Raw genomic sequence first — 25,920 nt, 5'->3', positions numbered from 1 at the left:
GCCCCAGTCAGCGGCCGCCGCCTCCATTCCCCTGGTTTCCAACGCGGCCCGCCGGCCGACCCCGATCGTGACCTTGCCCCTGAATGCGCCTTCCCATCCCGTCGCCCCGGTGGTGACCTTCTTCGAGGGCGGCAGCGCGCTCAGCGGTTTCCGGGCCCGGCAGCTGCTGCCCCGGCTGCAGGCCATCGAGCCGCGCATCGAAGGCCTCTCGGCCCGCTTCGTCCATCTGGTCGCGACCGACCACGCGCTGGAAGGCGCCGAGCGCGAGCGCTTCGCTGCCCTGCTGGTCTACGGCGAGCCCTTCGAGGCGCCCGCCAGGTCAGGCCCGACGCTGGTGGTCACGCCGCGACTGGGCACGGTCTCGCCCTGGGCCTCCAAGGCCACGGACATCGCCCACAACTGCGGCCTGGCGCTGCGCCGTGTCGAGCGCGTCACGCAGTACCACCTCGTGCTGAAGGCGCCGCTGCTGGGCAAGGCGCCGGTGCTCGATACCGAGCGGCTGGCCGCCCTGGGCGCGCTGCTGCACGACCGCATGACCGAATCGGTGCTCCCCGGCGTGGAGCAGGCGGCGGCGCTGTTCGCCGAGCTGCCGGGCCAGCCGATGGCGCAGGTCGACGTGCTGGCCGGCGGGCGCGCCGCGCTGGTCGAAGCCAATACGCGCTTCGGCCTGGCGCTGGCGCAGGACGAGATCGATTACCTGGTCGACGCCTTCACCCGCCTCGGCCGCAACCCCAGCGACGTCGAGCTGATGATGTTCGCGCAGGCCAACAGCGAGCATTGCCGGCACAAGATCTTCAACGCCGATTTCGTGATCGACGGCGAAGCGCAGCCGCAGAGCCTGTTCTCGATGATCAGGCACACCGAACGCCAGAACCCGCAGCACACGGTGGTGGCCTACGCCGACAACGCCTCGATCATGGAGGGCTCGCCGGTCGAGCGCTTCGTCGCCGCCTCGGCCGCGGGCCGCTACGGCAAGCAGGACGCGCTGAACCACGTGCTGATGAAGGTCGAGACGCACAACCACCCGACGGCGATCTCGCCCTTCCCGGGCGCTTCCACCGGCGCCGGCGGCGAGATCCGCGACGAGGGCGCCACCGGCCGCGGCTCCAAGCCCAAGGCGGGGCTGACGGGCTTCACGGTGTCGAAGCTCTGGCCTGCCGAAGGCAGCTACGGCAAGCCGGAGCACATCGCCAGTCCGCTGCAGATCATGACCGAGGGCCCGCTCGGCGGCGCCGCCTTCAACAACGAGTTCGGCCGGCCCAACCTGCTGGGCTACTTCCGCGAGTACGAGCAGGCGATTTTCAGCGACCGCGACACGCTGCAGCGCGGCTACCACAAGCCGATCATGATCGCGGGCGGCCTGGGCAGCATCGATGCGGGGCAGACGAAGAAGATCCGGTTCCCGGCGGGCTCGCTCCTGATCCAGCTGGGCGGCCCCGGCATGCGCATCGGCATGGGCGGCAGCGCGGCGAGCTCCATGGCGACCGGCGCCAATGCGGCCGAGCTGGACTTCGACTCGGTGCAGCGCGGCAACCCCGAGATCGAGCGGCGCGCGCAGGAGGTCATCAACCATTGCTGGCAGCAGGGCGATGCCAACCCGATCCTGGCGATCCACGACGTCGGCGCGGGCGGCTTGAGCAATGCCTTCCCCGAGCTCAGCAACGACGCCGGCCGCGGCGCGCGCTTCGACCTGCGCGCCGTGCCGCTGGAGGAGTCGGGCCTGGCGCCCAAGGAGATCTGGTGCAACGAGAGCCAGGAGCGCTATGTGCTGGCGATCGCGCCGGAGTCGCTCGAACTGTTCAAGGCCTTTTGCGAGCGCGAGCGCTGCCCGTTCGCCGTGGTGGGTGTCGCGACGGAAGAGCGGCAGCTGATCGTGGCAGATGGGCTGATGGAAGCCGATGACAGGGGTGAGGGCACCCCGCCCGTCGACATGCCCATGGACGTCCTCCTGGGCAAGCCCCCGAAGATGCTGCGCGACGTGCAGTCCATGGCCCGCACCTTCAAGCCCCTCGAGCTCACCGGCGTCGAGCTGCAGAAAGCCGCCATCGACGTCCTCTCCCATCCCACCGTCGCCTCCAAGCGCTTTCTCGTCACCATCGGCGACCGCACCGTCGGCGGCCTGAGCCATCGCGACCAGATGGTCGGCCCTTGGCAGGTGCCGGTCGCCGACTGCGCCGTGACGCTGGCCGACTACACCGGCTTTGCCGGCGAGGCCATGAGCATGGGCGAGCGCACCCCGCTCGCCGCCCTCGACGCGCCGGCCTCCGGCCGCATGGCCGTGGCGGAGGCCATCACCAACCTGCTGGCGGCGCCCATCGAGCTCTCGCGCGTCAAGCTCTCGGCCAACTGGATGGCGGCCTGCGGCGAGCCGGGCGAGGACGCTGCGCTGTACGAGACGGTCAAGGCCGTGGGCCTGGAGCTCTGCCCGGCGCTCGGCATCTCGATCCCCGTCGGCAAGGATTCGCTGTCCATGCGCACGCAGTGGCAGGAAGAGGGCGAGCAGAAGAAGGTCAGCTCGCCCGTGAGCCTGATCGTCAGCGCCTTCGCCACGCTGGCCGATGTGCGGGGCACGCTCACGCCGCAGCTGGATGCGAGCGAGGCCGACAGCACGCTGGTCCTGATCGATCTGGGCCGCGGCAAGCAGCGCATGGCCGGCAGCATCCTGGCCCAGACCCTGGGGCAGAGCGGCGACGTGGTGCCGGACCTCGACGATCCGCAGGACCTGGTCAAGCTGGTCGCCGCCGTCAACGCCCTGCGCGCCGAGGGCAAGATCCTGGCGCTGCACGACCGCAGCGACGGCGGCCTGTTCGCCGCCGCGTGCGAAATGGCCTTTGCCGGCCACGTGGGCATCGCCCTCAACGTTGACCTCCTGGTGACCGAGGGCGACGGCATCAGCGACAGTCGCGCCGAGTACGGCGACGCCAAGAACTGGGCCGGCCAGGTCAGCGCCCGGCGCGAGGAGCTCACGCTGAAGGCGCTCTTCAACGAAGAGCTGGGCCTGCTCCTGCAGGTGCGCACCGCCGAGCGCAACGAGGTGATGCAGACGCTGCGTGCGCACGGCCTCAGCGCCTACAGCCATTTCATCGGCAAGACCCGCCCCGACGCCTCGGCCATCGAAGCCGGCAAGGGCAAGGTGGAGGTCTGGCGCGATGCCAAGGCCGTCTTCAGCGCCAGCCTGCACGACCTGCACCAGGTCTGGGACGCCGTGAGCTGGAAGATCTGCCGCGAGCGCGACAACCCCGACTGTGCCGACGCCGAGCACGCCGCCGCCGGCGAGCCGCAGGACCCGGGCCGCCATGTACACCTGGCGCCGGGCGCCGAGGAGAACGTGGCGGCGCCTTTCCTCAACCTCGCGCGGCCCAAGGTCGCGATCCTGCGCGAGCAGGGCGTCAACTCGCACGTCGAGATGGCCTACGCCTTCCACGAGGCCGGCTTCGAGTCCTTCGACGTCCACATGACCGACCTGCAGACCGGCCGGGCGGACCTGGCCGACTTCAAGGGCGTGGTGGCCTGCGGCGGCTTCAGCTACGGCGACACCCTGGGTGCCGGCATCGGCTGGGCGCGCAGCATCACCTTCAACCCGAAGCTGAGCGAGCAGTTCAAGGCTTTCTTCGGCCGCGCCGACACCTTCGGCCTGGGCGTGTGCAACGGCTGCCAGATGTTCGCCGAGCTGGCCGACATCATCCCCGGCGCCGAAGCCTGGCCGCGCTTCACCACCAACCAGAGCGAGCGCTTCGAGGCGCGGCTGTCGATGGTGGAGGTACTCGACTCGCCCAGCCTGTTCTTCGCCGGCATGGCCGGCAGCCGGCTGCCCATCGCGGTGGCGCACGGGGAGGGCTATGCGAACTTCAAGCACCGCGGCGACCCGGCCAGGGCCATCGCCGCGATGCGCTACGTCGACAACGACGGCCAGCCGACCGAGCGCTATCCCTTCAACCCCAACGGCAGTGCCGGCGGCCTGACTTCGGTGACCACGGCCGACGGGCGATTCACCGCGCTGATGCCGCATCCGGAGCGCGTGTTCCGCAATGTCCAGATGAGCTGGACCTCGGGGGACAAGAGCGCGCTCAGCCCGTGGATGCGGATCTGGCGTAACGCGCGCAAGTGGGTGGGGTAGGGCGGCAGAAGGGTCGAAGCGCTTCGCGAGGCTTCGACAAGCTCAGCCCGAACGGTTCTTGGAACGGTTCTTGTTGATCGAAGGCGAGCTCGAACTGTTCCATTGTTCGAAGGCCAGTCAGTATTGCGCTGGTTCGAGGGTGCCAAGAAAAACGCGGCCAAGTGGCCGCGTTTTTGTTTGTCGAGCGCAGCCGACGCGCTTACTCGACCTTCGCCTTCGACCGCAATTCTTCCTGGTACTTCTGCAGCCGCTGCTGCTGCAACTGCTGCACGATCTGCGGCTTGACCTCGTCCAGCTTGGGCAACTGGGCCTGGCGGATGTCGTCCACGCGGATGACGTGGTAGCCGAACTGCGACTTGATCGGGGCCGGGGTGGTCTCGCCCTTCTTGAGCTTGATCATCGCTTCCGAGAACTCGGGCACGAAGCTCGCGGGCGCGGCCCAGTCGAGGTCGCCGCCGTTGGCACCGGAGCCCGGGTCCTTGCTCTGCTTCTTGGCGAGGTCCTCGAACTTGGCGCCCTTCTTCAGGTCGGCCAGGATCTTCTGGGCCTGGTCTTCCTTCTCAACGAGGATGTGGCGCGCCTTGTATTCCTTGCCGCCGTTGGCCGCGACGAACTTGTCGTACTCGGCCTGCGCATCGGCGTCGGACACCGCGTTGGCCTTACGGTAGTTGTCGAACAGCTGGCGGATCAGGATGGCCTGGCGCGCGAGCTCCAACTGGTTCTTGTAGTCGTCGGTGGCGTCCAGGCCCTGCTTCTGGGCTTCCTGCATGAAGATCTCGCGGGCGACCACTTCTTCACGCAGCTGGCCCTGCATTTCCGGCGTGACCGGCCGGCCGGCGGCCGCCAGTTGCTGGGCCAGCACGTCCATGCGCGCCTTGGGCACCGGCTTGCCGTTGACGATGGCCGCGTTCTGCGCGAAGGCGGGGAGGGCAGCAAGAAGGGCGACGGCGGCTGCGGCCTGCAGGAGTTGTTTCTTCATAAGGGGAGGGGGTACTTTTGCCGCCCGGAGAGGCGGGAAACAAAGCGCTTCAAAGCGTCTCGATGGCGATGGCGTGAAGGCCCTGTGCGATGAAAAGTTGCAACGCATCATACACAAGCCGATGGCGCGCCACGCGCGGCTTTCCCTCGAAGAGAGGAGAGGCAATGCGCACCCGGAAATGGGTGCCGTAGCCCTCGGCATTGGCGCCCGCGTGGCCGGCATGCGCCGCGCTCTCGTCGATCACCTCGAGCACGGTCGGCTGCAGCGTCGCGCGCAGGCGCGCTTCGAGGTCGGCAGAAGTCGGAAGGCTCATGCTGCGGGCTTGTCCGATTTGAGATACGGCGAGATGTACAGCCCCTGCGCCACCAGGAACACGATCGGGAACGCATAGCCCCAGAGCTTGAAGTTCACCCAGGCCTCGGTGCTGAAATAGGCCGCCACGTAGCCGTTGATCACGGCCATGAACACGCAGTAGGCGATCCACGCGACGTTCAGCCGCGCCCAGATCTGGGCCGGCAGCTCCAGCTGCGCGCCCAGCAGCATCTTCAGGAAGTTCTTCTTGAAGCCCCACAGCGCCACCGCCAGCGCCAGCGCCATCGCGCCGTAGAGCACCGTGGGTTTCCACTTGATGAAGCGGTCGTCGTGCAGCAGCAGCGTGAGCGAGCCGAACAGCAGGATCAGCACCAGGGTGGCCTTCTGCATCGGCGCCAGCCGGCGCTCGCTGAACCAGGCGATGCCCATCTGCAGCACGGTGGCCGCCATCAGCACGCCGGTGGCGGTGTAGATGTCGTAGAGCTTGAAAGCGCCGAAGAACAGCAGGATCGGGAAGAAGTCGAGCAGCAACTTCATGTTCAGCGCTTCTGGAAGTCGAGCGAGGCCGAGTTCATGCAGTAGCGCAGGCCGGTTTCGGTCGGGCCGTCGGGGAACACGTGGCCCAGGTGGGCGCCGCAGTTGGCGCAGACGTTCTCGGTGCGCACCATGCCGTGCGAGCGGTCGACGATGTTCTTGATGGCGCCGGGCACCGCCTCCTGCGAAAAGCTGGGCCAGCCGCAGCCGGCGTCGAACTTGGTGGCGGATTCGAAGAGCTTGGCGCCGCAGCAGATGCAGTGGTAGCTGCCGTCTTCCCAGTGCGCCTCGTACTTGCCGGTGTAGGGGCGTTCGGTGGCGGCGTGGCGGGTGACTTCGAAGGCGGCGGGTTCGGCGCCTTTCTCGGCCAGTATGGCCTTCCATTCGGCATCGGTTTTCTGGACGGGTGCGGTCATGATGAGCAGCTGATTTCGATGGTGGAAGCCCAGTCGGGCGGGAAGCCGGCATAGGCCTCGTGGCCGGCGTGGTCTTCAAATGGGGTTTCGAGCAGCTCCAGCAAGGTCGCCACTTCCGAGAAGTCTTTTTTCTGCGCCGATTCGATCGCCTGCTGGCCCAGGTGGTTCCGCAGGACGAACTTCGGATTGGCCGCGCGCATCGATTGTGCCGCCTGCGCCGGGGGCACCTGCGCGTGGCGCTGCCCGAAGGACTGGAGCCAGCCCTCGATGCCGGCACGGTCGAGGAACAGGTCGCGCACCGCGGCCGGGTCGCCGCCCGCCTGCAGGTCCGCGAGGCGGCGCCAGAAGATCGTGTAGTCCACCTTCTCCTGCGCCAGCAGCTTGAGCACGCCTTCGATCAGCGCACGGTCACCCGGCGCGGCCCCGGGCAGGCCCAGCTTGGCGCGCATGCGCGCCTCGTAGGCCTCGGGGAACACCGTCTTGTACGACTCCAGCGCGGCCACCGCGACCTCCTGGTCGCCGATCAGCGGCAGCAGCGCCTGGGCCAGGCAGAACAGGTTCCAGTAGGCGACGTTGGGCTGCTGGTTGTAGGCATAGCGTCCGCCCGTGTCGCTGTGGTTGCAGATGTGGCGCGGGTCGAAGCCGTCGAGGAACTGGAAGGGCCCGTAGTCGATGGTGAGCCCGAGGATGCTCATGTTGTCGGTGTTCATCACGCCGTGGCAGAAGCCGACGGCCTGCCATTGCGCGAGCAGCGCCGCGGTGCGCTCGCTCACCGCCTCGAGGAAGGCCGCATAGACGTTGCCGCCGAAGCGCTCGCTGGTCCGGCAGTCCGGGTAGAAGCGGTCGATCGTGAAGTCGGCCAGCGCGCGCAGTTCGTCGACGCGGTTGTTGGCCGCGAAATGTTCGAAGTGGCCGAATCGGATGAAGCTGGGCGAGGCGCGCGTGACCACCGCGGCGGTTTCGATCTCCTCGCGCACCACCTGCGCATCGGAGCCGGTCACGCACAAGGCCCGCGTGGTGGGGATGCCCAGCGCTTGCATCGCCTCGCTGCAGAGGAACTCGCGGATGCTGGATCGCAGCACCGCCCGGCCGTCGCCCATGCGCGAGTAGGGCGTGCGCCCCGAGCCCTTGAGCTGCAGCTCCCAGCCGCTCGCGGTCTCGCCGAGCAGGATGGCCCGGCCGTCGCCCAGCTGGCCGGCCCAGACGCCGAACTGGTGGCCGCTGTAGACGCTGGCCAGCGGGCGGGTGCCGGCGACCGGCACGTTGCCGGTGAAGGCCGCGAGGCCGTCGTCCGAGTCCAGGCGGGCTTCGTCCAGACCGATCTCGCGCGCCAGGCCAGCGCTGCGCCCGACCCAGTAGGGCGCGGGCAGGGGCGTGGGCCTGAGCTCGGTGAAGAAGGCAGGGCCCAGGGTGGAGAAACCGGCGGTCCAGTCCAGTCCGAGGTCGACCACTTCGGCTTCGTCTGCAAGCATGCTCATGGGGCAATTGTCCCGTACCCATCGATGCCCGGGCCGAGAAGAGGCCATCGCGGCCTTTCTGTTTCCATTTGTGTGCATCGGGCCGATATCGAGCTTTCCGCTCCCGCCAGCCGTTAGAGTGCGGCCTCGCGATTTCCTTCGCGCCTCCCCACCCCCAAGTTCTTCCCTCCATGTCCAGTCTCATCGTCCACGGCGGCGCTCCCCTGCGCGGCCGGATCAGCCCGTCGGCCAACAAGAACGCGGTGCTGCCCGTGCTCTGCGCCACCCTGCTCACGCGCGAGCCCCTGCGGCTGCACGGGGTGCCCGACATCACCGACGTGCGCAAGATCCTCGAGATCTTCCAGGCCCTGGGCAGCGAGGTGCGGCTCGACCGCGAGACCGGCACGCTCGACCTGCACCACCGCGACACCGCCTTCGACGCCACGCGCCACCGCCTGCCGGAGGAGATGCGCTCCTCGATCATGCTGGTGCCGCCGCTGCTCGCCCGCTTCGGCGTGGCGCGGCTGGAGGACAACGTCAAGGGCTGCACCCTGGGCGTGCGCGAGATCGACCCGCATGTGGAGGTCTTCCGCCACTTCGGCGGGCATGTCGAGCGCACCGAGGGCTCGCTGCTGGTGCGCCTGTCCGAGGGCATGCGGCCCGTGGACCATTGGCTGGACTACGCCTCCGTCACCACCACCGAGAACTTCGTGCTCTGCGCCGTGGCCGCCACCGGCATCTCGACGCTGACGAACGCCGCCTCCGAGCCCCACGTGCAGGAGTTCTGCCGCTTCATGGCGATGATGGGCGCACGCATCGAGGGCATCGGCACCTCCAAGCTCACCGTGCATGGCGGTGCGCCGCTGGCCGGCGGCGAATTCCGCTTCGACGAGGACTTCCACGAGATCACCACCTTCCTGGCGCTGGGCGCGATCACCGGCGGCGAGGTGCAGGTGCGCAACAGCGCGCCCGGCCAGTTCCCGCTGATCGACCGCACCTTCGCCAAGTTCGGCGTGCAGATCGTGCACCGCGACGGCTGGTCCGAGGCCCGCCGCAGCGGCCCGCTGAAGGTGCAGGCCCCCTTCACGCCCAACGTGCTGACCAAGGTCGAGGCCGCGCCCTGGCCTTACTTCCCGGTGGACCTGCTGCCGATCTTCATCGCGCTGGGCGTGCGCGCCCAGGGCAACGCGATGTTCTGGAACAAGGTGTACGACGGCGCGCTGGGCTGGACCGGGGAGCTGTCGAAGTTCGGCGCCCACGTGTTCTCGTCCGACCCGCACCGGCTGATCACCTTCGGCGGCGGGCCGCTCGCGCCGGCGGTGGTCGAGAGCCCCTACATCATCCGCGTGGCGATCGCGCTCTTCATGGTCGCGGCCAGCATCGAGGGGCGCTCGGAGATCCGCAACGCGGCGCCGATCCGGCGTGCGCATCCGCGCTTCGTGGAGAACCTGCGCAGCCTGGGGGTGCGCGTGGAGTGGACCCAGGAGGAGTAGGGCGAAGACGCCGACGCGACAGGTCGGGCCAGTGCTCTGCGGGTTTTTGTCATTGCCGAATCCCGCGAAGATTGCGTGAATCTCAGGTGCTGAAGGGGCCGTTGCCGCGGCCCCCGCATTTTCACGATCTGTTGCTTGAAGGAGCCTTCCGATGCTGGGTTTGATGCAGGACCAACCATTGCTGATCTCGTCGCTGATCGAGTTCGCCGAACGCCACAACGGCGACGGGGAAATCGTCTCGCGGCGGGTCGAAGGCGACATTCACCGCAGCAGTTGGCGCCGGATCGCATCGCGTGCGCGCCAGGTCGCCAACGCGCTGGACCAGGAGCAGCTGATCTTCAGCGACCGGGTGGCCACCCTGGCCTGGAACGGCTACCGCCATCTGGAGCTGTACTACGGCGTCAGCGGCAGCGGCCGCGTGCTGCACACCATCAACCCCCGGCTGCATCCGGACCAGATCGCCTGGATCGCGAACCACGCCGAAGACCAGATCCTGTGCTTCGACCTCACCTTCCTGCCGCTGGTACAGGCCGTGCACGCCAAGTGCGGCACCGTCAAGAAGTGGATCGCGCTGTGCGACGCCGACAAGCTGCCCGCCGACAGCGGCATCCCCAACCTGGTCAGCTACGAGGCCTGGATGGGCCCCCTGTCCGACCGGTACGACTGGCCGACCTTCGACGAGAACTCGGCCTCGAGCATGTGCTACACCAGCGGCACCACCGGCAACCCCAAGGCCGCGCTCTACAGCCACCGCTCCACGCTGCTGCATGCCTACGCCGCCGCGCTGCCGGACGTGATGGACCTGTCGGCCCGCGATTCCGTCCTGCCCGTGGTGCCGATGTTCCACGTCAACGCCTGGGGCATCCCGTACTCGGCCGCGCTGACCGGCGCCAAGCTGGTGTTCCCCGGCCCGGCACTCGACGGCAAGTCGGTCTACGAGCTGCTCGAGAGCGAGCGCGTCACCTTCGCGGCCGGCGTGCCCACCGTCTGGCAGATGCTGCTGGGCCACATGCAGGCGCAGGACCTGCGCTTCTCCACCCTGAAGCGCACCGTGATCGGCGGCTCGGCCTGCCCGCCGGCCATGATCAACGCCTTCCAGCAGCAGTACGGCGTCGACGTGCTGCACGCCTGGGGCATGACCGAGATGTCGCCGCTGGGCACGCTCTGCACCTTGAAGAACAAGCATCTCTCGCAGCCGCCGGAGCAGCAGACCGCGATCCGCATGAAGCAGGGCCGGGCCATCTTCGGCGTCGACATGAAGATCGTCGACGGCCAGGGCAAGGAACTGCCCTGGGACGGCAAGGCCTCCGGCGACCTGCTGGTCAAGGGTCCGTGGGTGGTCAAGGAGTACTTCAAGGGAGAGGGCGGCGATCCGCTGGTGCCCGACGCGCGCGGCCGCGGCTGGTTCCCCACCGGCGACGTCGCCACCATCGACCCCGACGGCTTCCTGCAGATCACCGACCGCAGCAAGGACGTGATCAAGTCCGGCGGCGAATGGATCAGCTCCATCGACATCGAGAACATCGCGGTGGCGCATCCGGCAGTCGCGATGGCGGCCTGCATCGGGGTGGCGCACCCCAAGTGGGACGAGCGGCCGATCGTGGTCGTGGTGAAGAAGCCCGGCGCCGAGCTCACGCGCGAGGAGCTGCTGGCCTTCTACGGCGGCAAGACGGTGGCCAAGTGGCAGGTGCCCGACGACGTGGTCTTCGTCGAGGCGATCCCGCTGGGCGCGACCGGCAAGATCCTCAAGACCCGCCTGCGCGAGCAGTTGCGCGACTACAAGCTGCCGGAGTGCTGATGCCCGGCCATCCTACCGGCCGGTAGCACCTGCGCGGTGCGGCCTGTCGCCTGGGTGATAGAAAGCGCCCCCGCGGCGGGCTTCTTACGGGCATTCCCTGACGGGCGGGGGTGCAAAGACCAGTAACCTCATCTCGCATTGCAGCATGACCAGGAGACAGCAATGAAATTCGCACTGAGACTTGCAAGCGCGGCCATTCTCGCCGCCATCGCCACCGGCGCTCTGGCCCAGAAGGGCGAGACCGTGAAGATCGCGATGATCGAGGGCCTTTCGGGCCCCTTCGCCAATGTCGGCCAGAACCAGCTCAAGAGCTGGCAGCTCGTCACCGAGAAGCTCAGCGGCGCCAGGAACGCGGCCGGGGTCAAGTTCGAGGTCGTGGGCATGGACAGCAAGAGCTCCCCGCAGGAGGCGCTCAACCTGCTGAAGGCGGCCAGCGACCAGGGCTTCCGCTATGTCACGCAGGGCAACGGCTCGAACGTGGCGGTGCCGCTGGCCGACGCCGTGGCCAAGCACAACGAGCGAAACCCCGGCAAGGAAATCGTCTACCTGAACTACGCCGCGGTCGACCCGGTGCTCACCAACGAGAAGTGCAGCTACTCGCACTTCCGGCTCGACGCCGACACCTCCATGAAGATGGCGGCGCTGACCTCCTTCATGAAGGACCAGCCCAAGATCTCGAAGGTCTACCTCATCAACCAGAACTACTCGCACGGCCAGCAGGTCTCCAAGTACTTCAAGGAAGGCCTGGCGCGCAACCGGCCCGACGCCAAGATCGTCGGCGACGACCTGCACCCCCTGGGCCAGGTCAAGGACTTCGCGCCCTACGTGGCCAAGATCAGGCAGTCGGGCGCCGACACCATCGTCACCGGCAACTGGGGCCAGGACATGACGCTGCTGATCAAGGCGCTGAACGACTCCGGCCTGAAGATCCCGATCTACGCCTACTACGCGGGCGTGTCCGGCACCCCCACGGCGCTCGCGTCGGGCGGCGACCTCGAGGTCTACCAGATCGCCTACAACCACTCGAACTACACCGGCGAGCTCGGCACGCTCATGAACGAGTTCAAGGCGAAGTTCAACGACGACTTCTACACCTTCTCGATCTACAACGCGATCGTGATGCTGGGCGACGCCATGGCCAAGGCCAAGTCGACCGACCCCATGAAGGTCGCCGCGTCCCTGGAAGGGCTGAAGTTCAAGGGCTTCAACGGCGAATCCGAGATGCGCAAGACCGACCACCAGCTGCAGCAGGGCCTCTGGATCTCCAAGTGGCAGAAGGTCGACGCCAAGTACAAGTACAACGTGGAGAACACGGGCTACACCTTCGCGCCCGTGAAGTACCTCGAGCCCTACATCGCCAGCACGCCCACGTCGTGCGAGATGAAGCGTCCGGCGCCCTGAGCCAGGCTCCACCAGCAAAACGCCGGCGGGTGATGCAAGTCGCTCCCCGGCGCTTTTTTTAGCCCTGGCCATCGCGGCTGCAACGACGACGAAGACCTCGTGGAATTCTTTGCCATCTCCCTCCTGAACGGCCTCAGCTACGGGCTGCTGCTGTTCATGCTGAGCTCGGGCCTCACGCTGATCTTCAGCATGATGGGCGTGCTCAACTTCGCGCACACCAGCTTCTACATGCTGGGTGCCTACTTCGCGTACACGATCTCCGGGGTGCTGGGCTTCTGGCCCGCGCTGATCGTGGCGCCTCTGCTGGTCGGCGCGCTCGGCGCGCTGTTCGAGCGCTACAGCCTGCGGCGCGTTCACAAGTTCGGCCACGTGCCCGAGCTGCTCGTGACCTTCGGGCTGTCCTACCTGATCCTGGAACTGGTGCAGCTGGTGTGGGGCCGCGCCACCGTCCCCTACGGCCTGCCGCCGCAGCTGCAGGGGCCGCTCTTCACCCTGTTCGGAACGCAGTTCCCCAAGTCGCGCTCCTTCATCATGCTGCTCGCGCTGCTGATGCTGGTGTCGGTCTGGCTGCTGCTGACCCGCACCCGCATCGGGTTGGTGATCCAGGCCGCGCTGACCCACCCCGAAACGGTGGAGGCGCTGGGCCACAACGTGCCGCGCGTGTTCATGCTGGTGTTCGGCGGCGGCGCGGCGCTGGCTGCCCTGGCCGGCGTGATCGGCGGCAACACCTACGTGACCGAACCGGCCATGGCCGGCGCCGTCGGATCGATCGTGTTCGTGGTGGTGGTGGTCGGCGGCATGGGCTCGCTGGCCGGGGCCTTCCTGGCGTCCCTGCTGATCGGCGTGCTGCAGACCTTTGCGGTGGCCATCGACGAGTCGCTCGCCTCCGGGTTGCAGGCGCTGGGCGTCGCGGTGACGGCCAGCACCCCGGGCTACGACCTGCTCCAGCTCACCGTCGCGCAGATCGCCCCGATCCTGCCGTACCTGCTGCTGGTGCTGATCCTGATCTTCCGGCCCAAGGGCCTGCTGGGTAAGCGGGAGGGATGAACATGACAAAGAACGTGGCGCACGACGGCTTCGAGCCGGTGGGCGGCCCGGCGGAGCGGGCCGGAGCGGCGCGCGCAAGCCAACCGGTCGCGTACTACCGCTTCAAGCCCTGGAACATCGGGCGCGCCTTGATCTGGACGCTCTTCGCCGTGAGCCTGATCGTCGCTCCGCTGGTCTTCCGCAGCAGCCTGGCCCTGACCATGCTGTCGCAGATCGGCTATCTCATCATCATCTGCCTGAGCTACAACATCCTCCTCGGGCAGGGCGGCATGCTGAGCTTCGGCCACGCGGTGTACACCGGCATGGGGGCCTTCATCGCGGTGCATGCGATGAACCTCGCCACCAAGGGCGCGGTGCCGCTGCCGCTGGTGACGATCCCGCTGGTCGGCGGCCTCGCGGGCGCGGGCTTCGCCATCCTGCTGGGCTACGTGACCACCAAGAAGTCCGGCACCACCTTCGCGATGATCACCCTGGGCATCGGCGAACTGGTTGCGGCCATGTCCCTGATGTTCCCGGGCTTCTTCGGCGGGGAGGGCGGCGTCACCACCAACCGCGTCTACGGCACGCCCTTCCTGGGCCTCACCTTCGGACCCCAGATCCAGGTGTACTACCTGATCGCGGCCTACTGCTTCGTCTCCACGGCGCTGATGTTCGCCTTTACCGGCACGCCGCTGGGCCGCATGCTCAACGCGGTGCGCGACAACCCCGAGCGCGTCGAGTTCATCGGCTACGACACGCAATGGGTGCGCTACCTGGCCTTCATCATCGCCGGCTTCTTCGCCGGCATCGGCGGGGCGCTGGCGTCCATCAACTTCGAGATCGTCAACGCCTCGGACAGCCTGAGCACGGTCCGCTCGGGCGGCTACCTGCTGTTCACCTTCCTGGGCGGCGCCACCTTCTTCTTCGGGCCGATCATCGGCGCCGTGCTGCTGGTGCTGGCCTCGGTGCTGCTGTCGGAGCTGACCAAGGCCTGGCTGCTGTACCTGGGCCTGGTGTTCCTGTTCATGGTGATGTTTGCGCCGGGCGGCATCGCGAGCCTGGTCATGATGAACCTGCGGGTCGCCAAGTTCGGCAAGTTCAAGCCGCTGTGGAGCCTGTACGGCCTTCTCATCCTCACCGGCGCCGTGATGGTGGTCGGCGCGGCGGCCTTGGTCGAAATGATCTATCACATCCAGCTCAACGCGGCGATCGGGCCCAAGCTCAACTTCATGGGGGTCGAGCTCGACACCACGAGCGTGGCCAGCTGGGCCGGTGCCGGCGCCCTGCTGGTGGTGGGCGTGGCGCTGGTGGAATGGGCGCGCCGTCGCTTCGCGAAAGCCTGGGGCCACGCGCAGGAGGAAATCGAAGTCGAGATCAAGCGCAGGGAGACGGCATGACGCATGCACTGGAACTGAAGGCGCTTCGCAAGAACTTCGGCAAGACCGAAATCATCCGCGGCGTGGACCTGGCGGTCGAAGCCGGCGAGCGCATCGCCATCATCGGGCCCAACGGGGCCGGCAAGTCCACGCTCTTCAACCTGGTCAGCGGACGCCTCGAGCCCACCAGCGGGGAGGTGCTGCTGCACGGCCAGCGCATCGATGGCCGCCGGCCCTACGAGATCAACCGCCTGGGGTTGTCGCGCAGCTTCCAGATCACCAACATCTTCCCCAAGCTCAGCGTCTTCGAAAACCTGCGCTGCGGCGTGCTGTGGAGCCTGGGCTACCGCTACACCTTCCTGCGCTTCCTCTCGAACCTGGACGACGCCAACGAGCGCACCGAGGAACTGCTGCGGCAGGTCCACCTGGAAAAGAAGCGCGATGTGCTGGCGGTGAACCTCACCTACGCCGAGCAGCGCGCGCTGGAGATCGGCGTCACCATCGCCGGCGGCGCCAGCGTGATCCTGCTGGACGAGCCCACCGCCGGCATGAGCAAGACCGAGACGGCGCACTTCATCGCGCTGATCAAGCAGGTGACCGTCGGCAAGACCCTGCTCACCGTGGAGCACGACATGGGCGTGGTCTTCGGCCTGGCCGACAAGATCGCGGTGGTGGTGTATGGCGAGGTGATCGCCTTCGACGAGCCGGCGGCGGTGCGCGCCAACGCGCGCGTGCAGGAGGCCTACCTCGGCTCGTCGGTGGCCGATGCCCAGGCAGGAGGGCACTGAACATGCTCAAGCTCGAAGACATCCACGCCTACTACGGCAAGAGCCATGTGCTGCATGGCGTTTCCTTCGGGGTCAATCCCGGCGAAATCGTGGCCCTGCTGGGCCGCAACGGCTCCGGCCGCTCGACCACCGCCAAGGCCATCATGGGCCTGGTGCATGCCGAGGGCGGCCTGCACTGGAAGGGCCGGGACATCCTGCGCTGCAAGGCCTACGAGATCGCCCACATGGGGATCGGCTACGTGCCCGAGAACCGCGACATCTTCCCCAAGCTCACCGTGCACCAGAACCTGCTGCTCGGGCAGAAGGGCAGCGGCAAGGGCAGCCGCTGGTCCTTCGACGACATGTACGGCATGTTCCCGCGCCTCAAGGAGCGCCAGCACACCGAGGCCGGCGTGCTCTCGGGCGGCGAGCAGCAGATGCTGACGCTGTGCCGCACCCTGATGGGCGACCCCGACCTGATCATCATCGACGAGCCCACCGAAGGCCTGGCGCCCAAGATCGTCGAGCTGGTGGGGCAGTACCTGCGCACGCTCAAGGACAAGGGCATCTCGGTGCTGCTGATCGAGCAGAAGCTGACCATCGCGATGGCGATTTCGGACCGCGCGCTCGTCATGGGCCACGGCAGCATCGTCTTCGACGGCACGCCGAACAGCCTGCGCGCCGATGCCGCGACGCGCAAGGAGTGGCTCGAGGTCTGATCTTTGGCCGGGACTTTGTCTCGCCAGCGACTGGAGGCCGTTGCCGGCCTCCGGGAAAGGCCTAGAATTTCCCAAAAAAAGAACGTCCGTGCTTTTTAGATGCGGTGCAGCGTAGCCAGGTGCATGCTGCATCCCTCCAACCCGGTTTTTCGATCCTCTCCCATCCCAAAGGAACGCAGCATGACGGCTGAATACAAAGTGCTCGGCGATGTCGCCGTGATCACCCTGGCGAATCCCCCGGTCAACGGCCTCGGTTTCTCGACGCGCACCGGCATCACCGACGGCCTGTCCAAGGCCCTGGAGGACGCGGCCGTCAAGGCGATCGTGATCACCGGCGCCGGCAAGGCCTTCTCCGGCGGCGCCGACATCAAGGAGTTCGGCACGCCCAAGGCGCTGCAGGACCCCAATCTCCTGAGCGTGATCCTCGCCCTCGAGGCCTCGACCAAGCCCATCGTCGCGGCCATCCATTCGGTCTGCATGGGCGGCGGCCTCGAGCTCGCCCTGGGCTGCCACTACCGCGTGGCCGCCCCCGGCACCAATGTCGCGCTGCCCGAGGTCAAGCTGGGCCTGTTGCCCGGCGCCGGCGGCACGCAGCGCCTGCCGCGCGTGCTGGGCGTGGAAACCGCGCTCAACATGATCGTGAGCGGCGAGCCCGTCAAGAGCGAACTGCTTGCCTCGCTGCCCGGCCAGAAGCTCTTCGACAAGCTGGCCGCCTCGCCCGAGTCGCTGTTCGAGGAGGCGGTCGAGTTCGCCAAGTCGGTGGCCGCCAAGGGCGGCGAGCTGCCCCTGGTGCGCAACCTGCCGTGCAAGCATCCGCAGGGCGACGCGTACTTCCAGTTCGCGCGCAACATGGTCGGCGGCATGTCCAAGAACTACCCGGCGCCGCTGAAGTGCGTGGACGCGGTGCAGGCCGCCACGCAGATGAAGTTCGACGACGGCATGGCCGAGGAGCGCCGGCTCTTCACCGCGCTCATGTTCACCCCCGAATCGCTGGCGCTGCGCCACCTGTTCATGGCCGAGCGCGCGGCTTCGCGCATTCCCGACGTGCCCGAAGACACGCCCCAGCGCACCATCCGATCGGTGGGCGTGATCGGCGCCGGCACCATGGGCGGCGGCATCACGATGAACTTCCTGAACGCGGGCATCCCCGTCAAGATCCTCGAGATGAAGCAGGAGGCGCTGGACCGCGGCATCGCCACCATCCGCAAGAACTACGAGGCCCAGGTCAAGAAGGGCAAGCTCAAGGCCGACAAGTACGAGCAGCGCATGGCGCTCCTGTCCACCACCCTGGCCTACGACGACCTGAAGGACGCCGACCTCATCATCGAGGCGGTGTTCGAGGAGTTGGGCGTCAAGGAGAAGGTGTTCAAGGAGCTGGACCGGGTGGCCAAGCCCGGCGCCATATTGGCTTCGAACACCTCCACGCTCGACGTCGACAAGATCGCCGCCTTCACCAAGCGCCCGCAGGACGTGGTCGGCATGCACTTCTTCAGCCCGGCCAACGTGATGAAGCTGCTGGAAGTGGTGCGCGGCAAGGAGACCGCCAAGGACGTGCTCGCCACCGTGATGGCAGTCGCCAAGAAGATCAAGAAGACCGCCGTGGTCTCGGGCGTGTGCGACGGCTTCATCGGCAACCGCATGATCGAGCAGTACTCGCGCCAGGCCGGCTTCCTGCTCGACGAAGGCGCCACGCCGCAGCAGGTCGACAAGGCCATCGAGAAGTTCGGCTTTGCCATGGGCCCGTTCCGCATGGGGGACCTGGCCGGCAACGACATCGGCTGGGCCATCCGCAAGCGCCGCGCGGTCGAGTACCCGGACATGAAGTACAGCCGCACGGCCGACAAGCTGTGCGAGCTCGGCCGCTACGGCCAGAAGACCGGGGCAGGGTGGTACGACTACCAGGCGGGCAAGCGCGATGCGATCCCTTCGGAGCTGGTCAACAAGATGATCGAGGAGCACCGCAAGGAGCTGGGCATCACCCCGCGCAAGATCTCCGACGAGGAGATCGTGCAGCGCCTGGTGTATGCGCTGGTCAACGAGGGCGCGCACATCCTCGAGGACGGCATCGCTTCCAAGTCCGGCGACATCGACATGGTGTACCTCACCGGCTACGGCTTCCCGATCTGGCGCGGCGGCCCGATGCACTATGCCAACCAGGTCGGCCTCTACAACGTGGCCGAGGCCATGAAGCGCTTCGCCCGCAATCCGCGCGACGACGCGAGCTTCTGGCAGCCCGCGCCGCTGCTGCGCAAGCTGGTGGCCGAAGGCAAGCAGTTCAGCTGACGCAGGCGAGCGAGGGCAGGCCATGGTCAAACGGGTGTTGTGGACGCTGCTGCTGGCCGTGGTCGTGCTGGCGGTGGTGATCGCGGGCAACACCTGGCGCCGCCCCTCGCTGCAGCTGCAGGTGCCGCCGGCGCAGCCGGTGGTGGTCGACGAGAAGGCGGCGGCCGACCGGCTGGCGGGCGCCATCCCGATCCGCACCGTCTCGGGCATGGACGGCCTGCAGTCCGGCGGCGAGGAATTCAAGAAGCTCCACGCCTACCTGGCGCAGCAGTTCCCCAAGCTGCATGCCACGCTCAAGAAAGAGGTGGTGGGCGACCACGCGCTGCTCTACACCTGGACCGGCAGCGATTCCTCGGCCAGGCCCATCGCGCTGATGGCGCACCAGGACGTGGTGCCCATCGCGCCGGGCACCGAGAAGGCCTGGGCGGCCGATCCCTTCAGCGGCCAGATCAAGGACGGCTTCGTCTGGGGCCGCGGCACCTGGGACAACAAGGCCAACCTGCTGGCCCAGATGGAGGCCATCGAGATGCTGGTGGCCCAGGGCTTCCAGCCGCGGCAGACGATCTACCTGGTCGCGGGCGACGACGAGGAAGTCGGCGGCCTGCGCGGTGCCAAGCCGATCGCGGAGCTGTTGAAGTCGCGCGGCGTGCGGCTCGAATGGGTGCTCGACGAAGGCCTGCTGGTGACCGATGGCGTGCTCGCGGGCCTGGACAAGCCGGCCGCCCTGATCGGCTTGGCCGAGAAGGGCTACGGCACCTTCTTCCTCTCGCTGGACCAGGCGCCCGGCCACTCTTCCATGCCGCCCCCGCGCACCGCCATCGGCAGCATGAGCACCGCGCTGGCCAGGCTCGAGGCCAACCCCATGCCGGCCGCCATCGGCGGCGTGGCCGGCGAGATGTTCGCCACGCTCGCGCCCGAGATGACCGGCTTCAACCGCCTCGCGCTGTCCAACCTCTGGCTGTTCGGGCCGCTGGTACAGGGCCAGCTCGAGAAGGGCACGAGCAGCAATGCCATGCTGCGCACCACCACCGCGCTGACCATCGTGCGCGCCGGCAACAAGGACAACGTGCTGCCCGGCCGCGCCGAGGCGGCCGTCAACTTCCGCGTGCTGCCGGGCGACAGCCTCGCCTCGGTCGAAGCCCATCTGCGCAAGACCATCGACAACGACGCGATCGCCATCAAGGCCTATCCCGGCAATTCGGAGCCATCGCCGGTGTCGCCCACCGACAGCCTGGGCTACCGCGCCATCGCCCAGTCGGTGCGCCAGGTGTTCCCCGATGCCATCGTGGCGCCCGGCCTGATGATCGCCGCCACCGACTCGCGCCATTTCACGATCCTGAGCGACGCGGTCTACCGCTTCTCGCCGGTGCGCGCCCGTCCCGAGGACCTGTCGCGCTTTCACGGCACCAACGAGCGCATCTCGATCGCCAACTACGTCGAGATGATCCGCTTCTATCACCAGCTGCTGCGCAATACCGCGCAGCCCCAGTAATCCTCCAATCTCTTCAAAGGACCTCACCATGACCCGCGCCGTCATCGTCTCCACCGCCCGCACGCCGCTCGCCAAGAGCTGGAAGGGCGCCTTCAACATGACGCACGGCGCCACCCTGGGCGGCCATGCCGTGCAGCACGCGGTGGCGCGTGCGGGCATCGACGCCGCGGAGGTCGACGACGTCATCATGGGCTGCGCCAACCCCGAGGGCGCGACCGGCGCCAACATCGCACGCCAGATCGCGCTGCGCGCCGGCCTGCCCATCACCACCTCGGGCATGACCATCAACCGCTTCTGCTCCTCGGGCCTGCAGACCATCGCGACCGCCGCGCAGCGCATCGTGGCGGGCGAGGGCGAGGTCTACGTGGCCGGCGGCGTAGAGAGCATCTCCTGCGTGCAGAACGAGATGAACAAGCACATGCTGGCCGACCCCTGGCTGGTCAAGCACAAGCCCGAGATCTACTGGAACATGCTGCAGACCGCCGAGCAGGTGGCCAAGCGCTACGAGATCGGCCGCGACGCCATGGACGAATACGGCGCTGCCAGCCAGCAGAGGGCCGCGGCCGCGCTCGAGAAGGGCCTGTTCAAGGACGAGATCGCCCCGATCACCGTGCTGGCCGGCGTGGCCGACCCGGTGATGGGCCTGCGCACCAAGGAAGTCACGGTCGAGAACGACGAGGGCATTCGCCCCGGCACCACCAAGGAAGGCATCGCCGGCATCCGCCCGGCCATTCCCGGCGGCCTGATCTCCGCCGGCAACGCCAGCCAGTTCTCCGACGGCGGCGGCGCCTGCGTGGTGATGGAGGAGACGTACGCCGAGAAGAAGGGCCTGAAGCCCCTGGGCCGCTTCCTCGGCTTCGCCGTCGCGGGCTGCGAGCCCGACGAGATGGGCATCGGCCCCGTGTTCGCGATCCCCAAGGTGCTCAAGCGCCTCGGCCTGAAGATCGACGACATCGACCTGTGGGAACTCAACGAGGCCTTCGCCGTGCAGGTGATCTACTGCCGCGACAAGCTGGGCATTCCCGGGGACCGCCTGAACGTCAACGGCGGCGCCATCGCGGTGGGCCACCCCTACGGCGTGAGCGGCCAGCGCCTGACCGGGCATGCGCTGATCGAGGGCAAGCGCCGCGGTGCGAAGAAGGTCGTGGTGACGATGTGCATCGGCGGCGGGATGGGCGCGGCAGGGGTGTTCGAGGTTCTCTGAGCCATGAGCCTTCGCCCAACGCTCGACTTCCTGCTCTACGACTGGCTCCACGCCGAGTCCCTCAACGAGCGGGAGCGCTTTGCCGACCATTCGCGTGAGACCTTCGACGCGGTGCTCGACACCTGCGAACGAATCGCGCGCGAGAAGTACGCGCCCTTCAACCGCGTCGTCGACACGCAGGAGCCCCATTTCGACGGCGAGAAGGTGATCCTGCCGCAAGCCACGCACGATGCACACAAGGCCTTTGTCGAATCGGGCATGCTCAGCGCCGCGCAGGACTACGAGATCGGCGGCATGCAGCTGCCCTACACCCTGCAGGCCGCGGCCAACAGCTTCTTCGCCATGGCCTCGGTCAGCATCGGCTCCAACATGCTGACCAGCGGCAACGCCAACCTGCTGATGGTGCACGGCACGCCGATGCAGCAGGCGGTGTTCGCGAAGTACGAGTTCTCGGGGCGGTGGGCGGGCACCATGTGCCTGTCGGAGCCGCAGGCGGGCTCCAGCCTCAGCGATGTGGCGACCCGCGCCGTGCCCGACGGCCCGGACTTCCAGGACGATCCGCTGGGGCCGCGCTATCGGCTCACGGGCAACAAGATGTGGATCTCGGCGGGCGACCATGAGCTGACCGAGAACATCGTTCATATCGTGCTGGCGAAGATCCCGGACGAGAACGGCAAGCTGGTGCCGGGCACGCGGGGCATCTCGCTGTTCATCGTGCCGAAGAAGATGGTCGACACGGAAGGGCGGCTCACCGGCGCGCGCAACGACGTCGCACTCGCCGGCCTCAACCACAAGCTCGGCTGGCGCGGCACCACCAACACGCTGCTCAACTTCGGCGAAGGCAGGTTCCCGGTCGACGGCAAGCCTGGTGCGGTGGGCTACCTCGTGGGCCAGCCCGGCAAGGGCCTGCACTGCATGTTCCACATGATGAACGAGGCCCGCATCGGCGTGGGCACCGCGGCCACCATGCTCGGCATGGCCGGCTACCACGCCTCGCTGGAGTACGCAAGGAACCGGCCGCAGGGCCGGCCCGCCGGCCCGGCCGGCAAGGACGCCGCGAAGCCGCAGGTGCGCATCATCGAGCACGCCGACGTGCGCCGCATGCTGCTGGCACAGAAGTCCTATTGCGAAGGCGCGCTGGCACTGGAGCTCTATTGCGCCCGCCTGGTCGACGAGCAGAAGACCGGCGACGCCCAGGCCGCCGACGACGCGCGCCTCCTGCTGGAGGTGCTGACGCCCATCGCCAAGAGCTGGCCCAGCGAGTGGTGCCTGGAGGCCAACTCGCTGGCGATCCAGGTGCATGGCGGCTACGGCTACACGCGCGACTTCCCGGTGGAGCAGTACTGGCGCGACAACCGCCTGAACATGATCCACGAGGGCACCCATGGCATCCAGGCCGCCGACCTGCTCGGCCGCAAGGTGCTCATGGAAGAGGGCCGCGGCCTGCAGCTGCTGGCCGGGCGCATCACCGACACCATCGAGCGCGCCGCGCGCATGCCCTCGCTGGCTGCGCATGCCAAGGCGCTGGCCGAGGCCCTGCAGCACATCGGCAGCGCCACCCGCGCGGCCTGGGCCACCGGCAACCCGCAGGAAGCGCTGGCCAATGCCGTGCCCTACATGCAGGCCTTCGGCCACACGGTGCTGGCCTGGATCTGGCTCGACGTCGCCGAGCATGCCCTGGCCGGCGATGCCTCCAAAGCCCTGCCGGCCACGGCCGGACGCGTGGGCGCGACCGACTATTTCTTTCACTACGAGTTGCCCAAGATCGGCGCCTGGCTCCAGGTGGTGGAGCGCCGCGACCCGACCTGCGCAACCCTTCCCGAGGAAGCCTTCTGATGACCACACCCCCTCCCAAGCCCCATGCCAGGCTCGAGAAATGGATCTGGGTCCTGATCTACGGCGGCCTGTTCCTGCTGATCCTCGGCATCGCGACCGGCCGGGTGAACGAGGCGCTGGGCTGGTCGATGGCCATGCCGGGCGTGGCGCTGGCCATCGTCGGCGTCGTTCTCATCTACGTTCGATCGAGGCTCAAGCCATGACCGGGCACATCGACACAACCCCCCCGAGCCCGGAGAAGAGATCATGAGCGCACGAAGCATCCAGCAACTGTTCGACCTGAGCGGCAAGACCGCCCTGGTCACCGGCGGCTCCCGCGGCCTGGGCCTGCAGATGGCCCACGCGCTGGGCGAGGCCGGCGCCAGGATCATGCTGAGCTCGCGCAAGGCCGAGGACCTGGAGCAGGCCGCGGCCGAGCTGCAGGCGGCCGGCATCGATGCCCGCTGGATCGCCGCCGACTGCTCGAAGGAAGAGGACACGCGGCGCCTCGCCGACGAGACCCTGGAGCGCATGGGCGCGATCGACATCCTCGTCAACAACGCGGGCGCCAGCTGGGGCGCGCCGGCCGAGGACCACCCGGTGGAGGCCTGGGACAAGGTGATGAACCTCAATGTCCGCGGCTACTTCATCCTCGCCCAGCAGGTCGCGCGCGGCTACATGATCCCGAAGAAGAGCGGGCGCATCATCAACATCGCCTCCATCGCCGGCCTCAATGGCAATCCGCCCGAGATGCAGACCCTCGCCTACAACACCTCCAAGAGCGCGGTGATCGGCTTCACGCACACGCTGGCGGCCGAATGGGGCAAGTACCACATCAACGTCAACGCGATCTGCCCGGGCTTCTTCATGACCAAGATGGCGGCCGGGCTGATCAAGTCGCTGGGCGAGGACAAGATGGCCTCCCATGCCCCGCTGGGCCGGCTGGGCGACGACGAAGACCTCAAGGGCATCACGCTGCTGTACGCGAGCGATGCCGGCAAGCACATCACCGGCCAGTGGCTGGCCGTCGACGGCGGGGTGAGCGTGGTCCTCGGTGCGTGACATGCAAGGTCCCCACGCTCTCACTTCGTGTATCGCTGCCCCCCGAGGGGGCGCTCAGCGCCCTTCGGGCGGCCGGGCGGGCGCTGATATGCAAGGCCGCCACGCTCGTCACTTCGTATATCGCTGCCCCCCGAGGGGGCGCTCAGCGCCCTTCGGGCGGCCGGGCGGTCGCTGACATGGCCTCCAGCGCCGACGACATCGACATCCGCTCCTACGCGAGCCGGATTCCCTTCGCGCGCCACCTGGGCTTCGAGCTCACGAAGTTCGAGGGCGGCGAATCCGAGATCTGCTACACGGCGAAGCCCGAGCATCTCAACACCTTCGACGTGACCCACGGCGGCGCCTGCATGACGCTGCTGGACATCACCATGGCCGCCGCCGCTCGCAGCCAGACGCCCGAGCTCGGCGTGGTCACCATCGAGATGAAGACCAGCTTCATGCGGCCCTCGGTCGGCCCGCTGCATGCGCGCGGCCGGCTGATGCACCGCACCGCCACGCTGGCCTTCACCGAAGCCACGATCTACGATGAACAGGAGCGCGTCTGCGCCCATGCCACCGGCACCTTCAAGTACGTCAAGCGTCGCCTTCCCACCGGCCCCGGCAGCGCGAACGCCATGCGTCCGCCCTCCACCGATTAACTGAAATTCGACATGCCCACCAATCGCCAGCAACTGCTCGACAACCGCCCCGAGGGCGAAGCCGTCGCCTCCAACTTCAAGCTCGTCACTGCGCAGACGCCGCCGCTGAAGGACAACCAGGTCCTGGTGCGCCACCATTACCTGAGCCTGGACCCGTACATGCGCGGCCGCATGAACGACGCCAAGAGCTATGCCCAGCCGCAGCCCCTCGGCCAGGTGATGCAGGGCGGCACCGCCGGCGAGGTGGTCGAGAGCCGGCACCCCAAGTACGCGGTCGGCGACAAGGTGGTCGGCTTCGGCGGCTGGCAGGAATACAGCGTGGTCGATGCCTCGCAGCCCGGCGCCCTGAAGAAGGTGGACACCACCCATGTGCCGCTGTCGCACTACCTCGGCGCCGTCGGCATGCCGGGCGTGACCGCCTGGTACGGGCTGGTGAAGATCATCGCTCCCAAGGCCGGCGAGACGCTCGTGGTCACCGCCGCTGCCGGGGCGGTGGGCAGCGCCTTCGGCGCGCTGGCCAAGGCGCGCGGCTGCCGCGTGGTCGGCATTGCGGGCGGCGCGGACAAGTGCAGGTACGTGAAGGACGAGCTGGGCTTCGATGCCTGCATCGACTACCGCCAGCACCCCGACGTCAAGAGCATGAGCGCCGCGCTCAAGGAAGCCTGCCCCGACGGCATCGACGGCTACTTCGAGAACGTCGGCGGCTACATCTTCGACGCGGTGCTGCTGCGCGCCAATGCCTTCGCGCGCATCGCGCTGTGCGGCATGATCGCGGGCTATGACGGCCAGCCGCTGCCGCTGGCCAACCCGGCGCTGTTCCTCATCAACCGGATCAAGCTCGAGGGCTTCATTGTCAGCGAGCACATGGAAGTCTGGCCCGAGGCGCTGGCCGAGCTGGGCCAGCTGGTCGCGAGCGGCAAGCTGCGGCCGCGCGAGTCGGTCGCGCAGGGCATCGAGGCGGCGCCCGAGGCTTTCCTGGGGCTGCTCAAGGGCAAGAATTTCGGCAAGCAACTGGTGAAGCTGATCTAGGC

21 protein-coding genes are annotated in these 25,920 nt (G+C 67.8%); 16 read left to right on the top strand and 5 right to left on the bottom strand.

Translation table 11 applies throughout. The features are described from left to right. The first annotated feature begins 67 nt into the window (after positions 1-67). Positions 68-4,117: a phosphoribosylformylglycinamidine synthase gene (purL, locus tag AC3A6Y_RS12670; protein ID WP_487868573.1), complete on the top strand. Its 4,050-nt coding sequence runs from the start codon at positions 68-70 to the stop codon at positions 4,115-4,117. Between the two features lie 199 nt (positions 4,118-4,316). Here the strand turns inward: purL and AC3A6Y_RS12665 are convergent, their stop codons facing one another. From AC3A6Y_RS12665 to AC3A6Y_RS12645, 5 genes are read right to left on the bottom strand one after another with little or no spacing between them, the layout of a single operon-like run. Further along, the gene (locus AC3A6Y_RS12665; RefSeq protein WP_487868572.1) at positions 4,317-5,096 is read right to left on the bottom strand and encodes a peptidylprolyl isomerase; all 780 of its coding nucleotides are present in this window, start codon (positions 5,094-5,096) and stop codon (positions 4,317-4,319) included. A 49-nt stretch (positions 5,097-5,145) separates the two neighbouring features. Then, positions 5,146-5,409 (bottom strand): BolA family protein, encoded by a 264-nt coding sequence (locus AC3A6Y_RS12660; protein WP_309962319.1) that lies wholly within the window; start codon positions 5,407-5,409, stop codon positions 5,146-5,148. Next, on the bottom strand, positions 5,406-5,945 hold the full coding sequence (locus tag AC3A6Y_RS12655; RefSeq protein ID WP_487868571.1) for a septation protein A: 540 nt from the start codon (positions 5,943-5,945) through the stop codon (positions 5,406-5,408). Before AC3A6Y_RS12655 ends, AC3A6Y_RS12660 begins: the two co-directional genes overlap by 4 nt. Before the next feature lie 2 nt (positions 5,946-5,947). Then, a complete protein-coding gene (gene msrB / locus AC3A6Y_RS12650; RefSeq protein WP_487868570.1) occupies positions 5,948-6,358 on the bottom strand; it encodes a peptide-methionine (R)-S-oxide reductase MsrB in 411 nt (136 codons plus the stop codon). Next, a complete protein-coding gene (locus AC3A6Y_RS12645; protein ID WP_487868569.1) occupies positions 6,355-7,836 on the bottom strand; it encodes a protein adenylyltransferase SelO in 1,482 nt (493 codons plus the stop codon). Before AC3A6Y_RS12645 ends, msrB begins: the two co-directional genes overlap by 4 nt. 170 nt (positions 7,837-8,006) lie before the next feature. Here AC3A6Y_RS12645 and AC3A6Y_RS12640 point away from each other — a divergent pair, with 170 nt between their 5' ends. The 15 genes from AC3A6Y_RS12640 (at position 8,007) to AC3A6Y_RS12570 (ending at position 25,918) form a co-directional block, all read left to right on the top strand. After that, positions 8,007-9,308 (top strand): UDP-N-acetylglucosamine 1-carboxyvinyltransferase, encoded by a 1,302-nt coding sequence (locus AC3A6Y_RS12640; protein ID WP_487868568.1) that lies wholly within the window; start codon positions 8,007-8,009, stop codon positions 9,306-9,308. 151 nt (positions 9,309-9,459) lie between these two features. Then, a complete protein-coding gene (locus AC3A6Y_RS12635; RefSeq protein ID WP_487868567.1) occupies positions 9,460-11,106 on the top strand; it encodes a 3-(methylthio)propionyl-CoA ligase in 1,647 nt (548 codons plus the stop codon). Between the two features lie 162 nt (positions 11,107-11,268). Continuing rightward, entirely contained in the window at positions 11,269-12,507 is a 1,239-nt protein-coding gene (locus AC3A6Y_RS12630) for a branched-chain amino acid ABC transporter substrate-binding protein (RefSeq protein WP_487868566.1), read from the top strand. A 99-nt stretch (positions 12,508-12,606) separates the two neighbouring features. After that, entirely contained in the window at positions 12,607-13,554 is a 948-nt protein-coding gene (locus AC3A6Y_RS12625; RefSeq protein ID WP_487868565.1) for a branched-chain amino acid ABC transporter permease, read from the top strand. A gap of 2 nt (positions 13,555-13,556) precedes the next feature. After that, positions 13,557-14,930, top strand: coding sequence for a branched-chain amino acid ABC transporter permease (locus tag AC3A6Y_RS12620; RefSeq protein ID WP_487868564.1), 1,374 nt, complete (start codon positions 13,557-13,559; stop codon positions 14,928-14,930). Next, positions 14,927-15,697 (top strand): ABC transporter ATP-binding protein, encoded by a 771-nt coding sequence (locus tag AC3A6Y_RS12615; protein WP_487868563.1) that lies wholly within the window; start codon positions 14,927-14,929, stop codon positions 15,695-15,697. The genes AC3A6Y_RS12620 and AC3A6Y_RS12615 overlap by 4 nt, the downstream gene beginning before the upstream one ends. Before the next feature lie 2 nt (positions 15,698-15,699). Further along, entirely contained in the window at positions 15,700-16,395 is a 696-nt protein-coding gene (locus AC3A6Y_RS12610; RefSeq protein ID WP_487868562.1) for an ABC transporter ATP-binding protein, read from the top strand. A 180-nt stretch (positions 16,396-16,575) separates the two neighbouring features. Then, positions 16,576-18,678 (top strand): 3-hydroxyacyl-CoA dehydrogenase NAD-binding domain-containing protein, encoded by a 2,103-nt coding sequence (locus AC3A6Y_RS12605; RefSeq protein WP_487868561.1) that lies wholly within the window; start codon positions 16,576-16,578, stop codon positions 18,676-18,678. Further along, complete coding sequence (locus tag AC3A6Y_RS12600) at positions 18,599-20,170, top strand: M20 family peptidase (protein WP_487869052.1); 1,572 nt, start codon at positions 18,599-18,601, stop codon at positions 20,168-20,170. The genes AC3A6Y_RS12605 and AC3A6Y_RS12600 overlap by 80 nt, the downstream gene beginning before the upstream one ends. A gap of 28 nt (positions 20,171-20,198) precedes the next feature. Then, the gene (locus AC3A6Y_RS12595) at positions 20,199-21,374 is read left to right on the top strand and encodes an acetyl-CoA C-acyltransferase (protein WP_487868560.1); all 1,176 of its coding nucleotides are present in this window, start codon (positions 20,199-20,201) and stop codon (positions 21,372-21,374) included. A 3-nt stretch (positions 21,375-21,377) separates the two neighbouring features. Next, positions 21,378-23,210: an acyl-CoA dehydrogenase gene (locus AC3A6Y_RS12590; RefSeq protein WP_487868559.1), complete on the top strand. Its 1,833-nt coding sequence runs from the start codon at positions 21,378-21,380 to the stop codon at positions 23,208-23,210. Then, on the top strand, positions 23,210-23,413 hold the full coding sequence (locus AC3A6Y_RS12585) for a hypothetical protein (protein ID WP_487868558.1): 204 nt from the start codon (positions 23,210-23,212) through the stop codon (positions 23,411-23,413). Before AC3A6Y_RS12590 ends, AC3A6Y_RS12585 begins: the two co-directional genes overlap by 1 nt. Before the next feature lie 43 nt (positions 23,414-23,456). Next, the gene (locus AC3A6Y_RS12580) at positions 23,457-24,251 is read left to right on the top strand and encodes an SDR family oxidoreductase (protein WP_487868557.1); all 795 of its coding nucleotides are present in this window, start codon (positions 23,457-23,459) and stop codon (positions 24,249-24,251) included. A gap of 176 nt (positions 24,252-24,427) precedes the next feature. Continuing rightward, positions 24,428-24,889, top strand: a complete 462-nt coding sequence (locus AC3A6Y_RS12575; RefSeq protein WP_487868556.1) for a PaaI family thioesterase — start codon at positions 24,428-24,430, stop codon at positions 24,887-24,889. A gap of 12 nt (positions 24,890-24,901) precedes the next feature. Next, complete coding sequence (locus AC3A6Y_RS12570; RefSeq protein WP_487868555.1) at positions 24,902-25,918, top strand: NADP-dependent oxidoreductase; 1,017 nt, start codon at positions 24,902-24,904, stop codon at positions 25,916-25,918. Positions 25,919-25,920: the final 2 nt, after the last annotated feature.

The organism is Variovorax sp. Soil_C_17 (assembly GCF_057657265.1).
This window is presented reverse-complemented; position numbering and strand designations above follow the sequence as displayed.

What these genes read in the sequence shown, in the direction of transcription:
- AC3A6Y_RS12595 (WP_487868560.1), top strand. Translation starts at nt 20,199, where the DNA reads ATGACCCGCGCCGTCATCGTCTCCACCGCCCGCACGCCGCTCGCCAAG.
- AC3A6Y_RS12590 (WP_487868559.1), top strand. Translation starts at nt 21,378, where the DNA reads ATGAGCCTTCGCCCAACGCTCGACTTCCTGCTCTACGACTGGCTCCAC.
- AC3A6Y_RS12615 (WP_487868563.1), top strand. Translation starts at nt 14,927, where the DNA reads ATGACGCATGCACTGGAACTGAAGGCGCTTCGCAAGAACTTCGGCAAG.
- AC3A6Y_RS12655 (WP_487868571.1), bottom strand. Translation starts at nt 5,945, where the DNA reads ATGAAGTTGCTGCTCGACTTCTTCCCGATCCTGCTGTTCTTCGGCGCT.
- AC3A6Y_RS12605 (WP_487868561.1), top strand. Translation starts at nt 16,576, where the DNA reads ATGACGGCTGAATACAAAGTGCTCGGCGATGTCGCCGTGATCACCCTG.
- AC3A6Y_RS12635 (WP_487868567.1), top strand. Translation starts at nt 9,460, where the DNA reads ATGCTGGGTTTGATGCAGGACCAACCATTGCTGATCTCGTCGCTGATC.
- AC3A6Y_RS12570 (WP_487868555.1), top strand. Translation starts at nt 24,902, where the DNA reads ATGCCCACCAATCGCCAGCAACTGCTCGACAACCGCCCCGAGGGCGAA.
- AC3A6Y_RS12575 (WP_487868556.1), top strand. Translation starts at nt 24,428, where the DNA reads ATGGCCTCCAGCGCCGACGACATCGACATCCGCTCCTACGCGAGCCGG.
- AC3A6Y_RS12660 (WP_309962319.1), bottom strand. Translation starts at nt 5,409, where the DNA reads ATGAGCCTTCCGACTTCTGCCGACCTCGAAGCGCGCCTGCGCGCGACG.
- AC3A6Y_RS12665 (WP_487868572.1), bottom strand. Translation starts at nt 5,096, where the DNA reads ATGAAGAAACAACTCCTGCAGGCCGCAGCCGCCGTCGCCCTTCTTGCT.
- AC3A6Y_RS12585 (WP_487868558.1), top strand. Translation starts at nt 23,210, where the DNA reads ATGACCACACCCCCTCCCAAGCCCCATGCCAGGCTCGAGAAATGGATC.
- AC3A6Y_RS12645 (WP_487868569.1), bottom strand. Translation starts at nt 7,836, where the DNA reads ATGAGCATGCTTGCAGACGAAGCCGAAGTGGTCGACCTCGGACTGGAC.
- AC3A6Y_RS12580 (WP_487868557.1), top strand. Translation starts at nt 23,457, where the DNA reads ATGAGCGCACGAAGCATCCAGCAACTGTTCGACCTGAGCGGCAAGACC.
- AC3A6Y_RS12610 (WP_487868562.1), top strand. Translation starts at nt 15,700, where the DNA reads ATGCTCAAGCTCGAAGACATCCACGCCTACTACGGCAAGAGCCATGTG.
- msrB (WP_487868570.1), bottom strand. Translation starts at nt 6,358, where the DNA reads ATGACCGCACCCGTCCAGAAAACCGATGCCGAATGGAAGGCCATACTG.
- AC3A6Y_RS12630 (WP_487868566.1), top strand. Translation starts at nt 11,269, where the DNA reads ATGAAATTCGCACTGAGACTTGCAAGCGCGGCCATTCTCGCCGCCATC.
- AC3A6Y_RS12640 (WP_487868568.1), top strand. Translation starts at nt 8,007, where the DNA reads ATGTCCAGTCTCATCGTCCACGGCGGCGCTCCCCTGCGCGGCCGGATC.
- AC3A6Y_RS12620 (WP_487868564.1), top strand. Translation starts at nt 13,557, where the DNA reads ATGACAAAGAACGTGGCGCACGACGGCTTCGAGCCGGTGGGCGGCCCG.